Genomic DNA, 5,625 nt, shown 5'->3' on the forward strand with positions numbered 1-5,625 from the left:
GGCCCGGGCCGCGCGCGAGCTCGGCACCGTGCCGGCCTCGTCGCCGCTGCGGGCGATCCCGCTCGACGAGCTCGAGGCCCCCGCCGTGCTGGCCGCGGCGGACGCCGGCGACCCGACCGCCCTGCGCCTGGTCGAGAAGGCCGCCGAACGGTTCGGACGCGTCTGCGCCATGCTCAGCGGCATGCTCGACGTCGACCGCATCGTCGTCGCCGGGGCCGTGGCGCCCTCCCTCGGACTGCTGCTCGACCGGACGACACCGTGGCTCAGCCGGTTCACGCACCGGGCCGCGCCCGAGGTCGTCGCCTCGACGTTGGGCGACGCGGTCGTGACCACGGGCGCCGTCGAGCGGGCCCTGGCACACGTGCGCGGCCACGCACTCGAGCTGACGCTGCCGGGTGCGGCGGACGCGACCCGCGCCTCCTGACGACTGCTCGGCGTGCGATCGGACGGCGATGCACCCGGCCTCGAACCCCGTTCACGAAGTCGAACCCCGACAGAACGGGGTTCGTCTTCGCAAACGGGGTTCGCGGCCCCTGGCCGGCGGGGCGGCGCGGGAGGCGCGGGGCGGCCCGGCGCACGCCGCTAGGCTCGCGGGATGGTCACCGTCGTGCTCCCCTGGCGTCCGCAACCCAGTCGCGTCGCGGCGTTCGAGGTCGTCCGCGACTGGTACGCGGACGCCCTGCCCGAGGCCGAGATCCGCACGATCGACTCCCCCGACCCGGTGTTCAACCTGGCCCAGTGCCGCAACCTCGGGGTCGCCGGCCTGGCCGACGACGAGGTCGCCGTGATCGGCGACGCCGACACCCTGCCGCAACGCGAGCCCCTGCTCGCGGCGATCGAGGCGGCCCGCACGAGCGGCCGGGTGCACCTGCCCTACACCGAGTACCACTGGCTGGGACGCGACGGCACCGCGCAGGCGGCCGCGGGCACCCCCCTCGAGCAGTGCGACTTCGAGCTCGTGCGCGGGGCCTGCTCGGGGGTCTACGTGACCCGCGCCTCCTCGTGGCGCAGCCACGGCGGGCAGGACGAACGCTTCCGGGGCTGGGGCTTCGAGGACGCGGCCTGGTACCTCGCCCACACCACCCTGCTCGGCGAGGCCCCGCGACGGCACGAGGGCATGGTCTTCGCCCTGCACCACCAGGCCGAGGTGCGCGAGGGGCCGCAGTACGACGCCAACGCCGCGCTGATGCAGCGGTACCGCGACGCGGCGGTCGGCGAGGACGCGATGCGCGCGGTCGTCTTCGGCGCCTAGAGCTAGGGGCGACAGAGCCGAAGGGCGACAGCGCCGGAGGGCGACAGCGCAGGAGGCGCGGGGCACGTCCGGCGGACGACCCGCGTCAGTCGCGGCGGACGGTGTGCAACGGGCCGAGCGCGTGGTCGAGTGCGGCCTCGAGCGGCCAGCCCGCCCGCTCCGACTGGCTGAGCAGCAGTCCCCCCTGGATCGCGGCGATGATCGCGGTGGCGACGCGCACCGGATCGGCCGAGGCGTCGACCGAGCCCGAGGCCTGCAGCCGCCGGATGCCCGCGGCCAGCTGCTCGCGCCAGGCGTCCCAGCTCGCCTTGACGCTGCGCTCGACCTCGGCGTCCGTGGCGGCGACCTGGGCCGCGAGCGTGCCGATCGGGCACGCCCAGCGGCCGAGGCTGATGTAGTACTCGACCAGGGCGGCGCGCCAGCGCTCCCACGACTCCCAGGTGCCGAGGTCGTGGATCTCGGGCTCCTGCGCCTCGAGCAGCTGGCGCCCCTCCCACCGGGCGACCTCGTGGATCAGCTCGGTCTTGCCGCCGGGGAAGTAGTGGAACAGCTGGCTCTTGCTGGTCAGCGTCGCGGCCCGCACCGTGTCGAGCGTCGTCCCGCCGATGCCCGCGGCGAGGATCTGCCGACCGGTCTCGTCGATGATCCTCTGGCGGGTGAGCCGCCCGCGCTCGGTGATCTTCGTCTCGTCCACGGAGAGATCCTACGTCGAGTGGACCATTCGGTCCACGAACACTGGACTCGACGGTCCAGTCCGTGCTAGCAATGGACCATGCAGTCCAATGAAGAAGTCCTCGACTCCCTGCCCACCGACGACCGCCTGGCCGGTCGCACCGCCCTCGTGACCGGCTCGACCAGCGGCATCGGCGAGGCGATCGCCCGCGTGCTCGCCGCCTCCGGTGCCACCGTCGTCGTCAGCGGCCGCGACGACGCCCGGGCCCGACGTGTGGTCGACGCGATCACCACCCGGGGCGGCTCGGCCCACGCCGTGCCCGCCGACCTCGCCGGCCCGTACGCCGACGTCCGCGCCTTCGCCGCCCGGGCCACCGAGGTGCTCGGCGGTCGCGTCGACATCCTGGTCAACAACGCCGGCGTCTACCCGACGATGCCGACCGACGCCCTCGACGACGCGGACCTCGATGCCATCCTGGCGACGAACGTCCGGGCGCCGCACGTGCTCGTCGGGGCCCTCGCCCCGGCGATGGCCGACCGTGGAGACGGCTCGATCGTCAACATCGGCTCGTGGATGACCCGGGTCGGGGTGCCGTTCGGCGCCATGTACACCGCGTCGAAGGCCGCCGTCGAGCAGATGACCCGCACCTGGGCGGCCGAGTTCGGCCCCCGCGGCGTCCGGGTCAACAGCGTCGCACCCGGTGCGACGTCGACTCCGGGCAACGCCGAGTCGGCGGCCGTCCTCGACACCCTGACCGCGGCCACCCCGGCCGGTCGACCCGTGCGTCCCGTCGACATCGCGCACGCGGTGCGGTACCTGGCGTCGGACGAGGCGGCCTTCGTGCACGGGGCCCTGCTCGACGTCGACGGCGGCATCCTCCACACCCGGACGATGTAGGCCGACCCGCGCCTCCTGCCGGTCGGCCCTCGGCCGGACGGACCAGACGCCACGACGTGCCGCTCGCCCGCGAAGGCGAGCGGCACGTCGTGATAGCTGGGGAGGCGGGGCGAGCCGAGGAGGCGCGGGCCGGCTCGGTCAGTCGCGCCCGGTCAGCGCCGCGTGGGCTCGTGCCCGTCCGGGCGTCTCGCGCAGGGACGCCGCCAGCCCGGCCAGGCGTCCGGCCGCACCGGGGTCGCGCGTCGGCAGGTCGAGCACGTGCCGCAGGGCCTCCGCCAGTTCGTCGACCGTCGCCGTGTTCGGGGCGAGCGCCACGCCCACCCCGGTGCGCTCGAGGGCGGCGGCCCCGGCGAACTGGTCGGTCGAGAACGGCAGGACGACGACGGGCACGCCCGCGGTCATCGCCTCGGTCACGCTGTTGTTGCCGCCGTGCGTGACGGCCGCGGTCGCCGCGTCGAGCAGCGTCACCTGCGGCAGGAACTCGCGGACGAGCCAGTCGCTCGGCACCTCGCCGAGGTCGGCCCGGTCGCCCGAGCCGAGCGCGATCGCGGCCCGCACCCCGACCCGACGCAGGGCCTCGGCCACGCGCCCGAGCACGTCCGACCGCACCGAGAGGAAGCTGCCGAAGCTGACGTAGACGAACGGGGCGGGATCGGGGTCGGACGTGGGGTCGAGGTCGGGCGCGGGCGCGGGGTCGGCGCCGTCGGCCAGCCAGGCGGCGACCTCGGCGTCCACCGGCTCGGCACGCACGGCCGATCCGAGCCAGACGTGCGGGGGCAGCAGGGCCTCGCGCTCGGGGTCGGCCAGCTCGCCCGGGTAGTTGTAGAGCAGCAGGTCGCCGTGCTCGCCGAAGGCGCTCGTCGACGGCGGCAGGTGCGGAGCGAGCTCGGCCAGCGCGGCGTTCCACTCGGCGGTGAACGAGGCGTCGACCCGCTCGCACAACTCGCGCAGCCCGGCGACGCCGTCGGGCGCCGCGCCGGCGTCGGATCGCACCGCCGACGCATCTCCGGCAGCTCGCACCACGCTCGCGTCGTCGAACCGCGTTCCGGGGTGGTTCGACGACTCGACGGTGGTGCGGCCTCCGGCCAGCGCCGGGTCGGCACCGGCGCCGGCACCGCCGAACGCCGCGGGCCACTCGGGCGGGCAGCCGTACACCTCGTCGCCCACGGGCAGCGCGGTCGGGTGCCCCAGCACGACGTCGGCGAACGGCACGCCGCCGGCCACGAGCGCGAGCCGGGCGCTGAACGCGAGGTGGTCCACGACGATCTGGTCGGGCCGGACGGCGGCGACCACGTCGAGCACCGCCCGGGCCGTGGCGACCGGCTGCCACATGAGGTCGGTGAGGCGTTCGCGCGCCTGGTACGAGAGCGTCTCGACCATGCCGAGCCGGGTGGCGTCGAAGAAGCCGCGCAGCGACGCGTCCTCCTCGGCCACCTGCTCCTCGGCACGGATCACCCCGGGGTTCGAGCCGCGCCCGAGCTGCAGGTGCACGCGCTCGAAGCCGAACGACTCGACGATGGCGGCGGTGGCCGGGCCGGTCGCGACGACGACGCGCTCGCCCCGGTCGCGCCACTCGGTGGCCAGGGTCGCGAGCGGCAGCAGGTGCGACGCGTAGTCGGGGCTGACGACGAGCAGGGTCATCGTGCGCTCACGCTCCACTCGCGCTGTTCGAGCTCGTCGTGGTGCACCGTGTCGTAGACGCCCGACAGCGACCGCGCCATGGCCTGGATCGTGAAGGACCGCTCGACGGTGTCGCGTGACCGGGCCGCGCGCGCCTCCGTCGTCTCGACCGAGGCCGCGGTGAGCGCCTCGCCCATCGCGAGGCGCAGGGCGTCGACGTCCCAGGTGCGGGTGAGCCAGCCGGTGTCACCCTGACGCACGTAGGTCGAGGGCCCGCCGCCCTGCGGCGCGACGACGAGCAGACCGGAGCCCATCGCCTCGAGCAGGGCGATGCCGAACTCCTCTTTCAGGCTGCCGCAGACGTAGACGCCGCGGGGCGCCGCGAGCCCGGGCAGGCCGAAGCGGGCCGCGGCGACCCACCGGGCGACCGTGTCGTTCGGCCGGTGGCCGGGCAACAGGAGTCCGGAGGCGCGGTGCCGGCTCGCGGGGACGATCGCGTCGATCAGGTCGAGCTGCTCGCGCTCGTCGGCGCTCGGGTGCTCGAGGTCACCGCCGATCAGCAGGAGGTTCGCGCGGTCCCGCAGGGGACCGTCGGCCCAGGCCTCGACGATCGTCGCCATGCCCTTGACCCGGTGCAGTCGTCCGACGCTGACCAGCAGCGGCAGGCCGCGACGTTCGGGCGGCAGGGTCTCGAGCAACGCGCCCAGCTCGGCGAGCGGCGGGGTCGCGGGCAGGCCCGCGGCGTGCTCGGCGGCCTCGGCGACCGACCGGTCGACCACGCCGAGGTCGATGCCCTCGGGCACGATGGTGTGGCGCTCGGGGTGCGAGGTGACGTCGATGCCGACGAGCTCGCGCATGTCGCGCTCGAGCTCGGGCCGGGGGAACAGCACGGTGTGCGACGCGTTCGACGCGAGCTGCTGGACGAGCCGGGTGCGGAACCAGAAGTGCTCGACCTCGTCGACGTCGCCGAAGGTCTCGCGGGTCAGCGCGCCCGACAGGTCGAGCGACTGGATGACGGCGTGCGGGTCGGGCGCGACCGTGAACACGACGGGGATGTCGAGCTCGCGGGCGACGTCGGCCGCCGCGAGGCTGCCCACGTCGGCCATCCGCAGGTGCAGCAGGTCGACGCCGCCCGCGGCACGCAGCACCCGCCGGATGCCGCGCCGGGCCGCCACCCGCAGCG

Annotated in this window: 6 protein-coding genes; 3 read left to right on the plus strand and 3 right to left on the minus strand. The window is 75.1% G+C overall.

Translation table 11 applies throughout. The annotated features are described in order from the left end of the window. Together IFT36_RS14860 and IFT36_RS14865 are read left to right on the plus strand one after the other, a co-directional pair. The coding region (locus IFT36_RS14860; RefSeq protein ID WP_200413535.1) for an ROK family protein at nucleotides 1–424 on the plus strand (424 nt) is incomplete at its 5' end. 171 nt (nucleotides 425–595) lie between these two features. After that, nucleotides 596–1,252, plus strand: a complete 657-nt coding sequence (locus IFT36_RS14865; RefSeq protein WP_200413536.1) for a galactosyltransferase-related protein — start codon at nucleotides 596–598, stop codon at nucleotides 1,250–1,252. Nucleotides 1,253–1,337: 85 nt separating this feature from the next. On the opposite strand, the gene IFT36_RS17030 is transcribed toward IFT36_RS14865, so the two are convergent. Beyond that, entirely contained in the window at nucleotides 1,338–1,946 is a 609-nt protein-coding gene (locus IFT36_RS17030; protein ID WP_056044705.1) for a TetR/AcrR family transcriptional regulator, read from the minus strand. Between the two features lie 78 nt (nucleotides 1,947–2,024). On the opposite strand from IFT36_RS17030, the gene IFT36_RS14875 reads away from it, so the two are divergent. Further along, complete coding sequence (locus IFT36_RS14875; protein ID WP_200413537.1) at nucleotides 2,025–2,822, plus strand: SDR family NAD(P)-dependent oxidoreductase; 798 nt, start codon at nucleotides 2,025–2,027, stop codon at nucleotides 2,820–2,822. Nucleotides 2,823–2,960: 138 nt separating this feature from the next. Here IFT36_RS14875 and IFT36_RS14880 read toward each other — a convergent pair whose 3' ends face one another. Further along, nucleotides 2,961–4,463: a nucleotide disphospho-sugar-binding domain-containing protein gene (locus IFT36_RS14880; RefSeq protein ID WP_249408665.1), complete on the minus strand. Its 1,503-nt coding sequence runs from the start codon at nucleotides 4,461–4,463 to the stop codon at nucleotides 2,961–2,963. Next, nucleotides 4,460–5,625: glycosyltransferase (locus IFT36_RS14885; protein ID WP_200413538.1), on the minus strand; the 1,166-nt coding region annotated here is incomplete at its 5' end. The genes IFT36_RS14885 and IFT36_RS14880, both read right to left, overlap by 4 nt.

The sequence above is a fragment of the Frigoribacterium sp. CFBP 13605 genome (assembly GCF_014839405.1).
Taxonomy (GTDB): domain Bacteria; phylum Actinomycetota; class Actinomycetes; order Actinomycetales; family Microbacteriaceae; genus Frigoribacterium.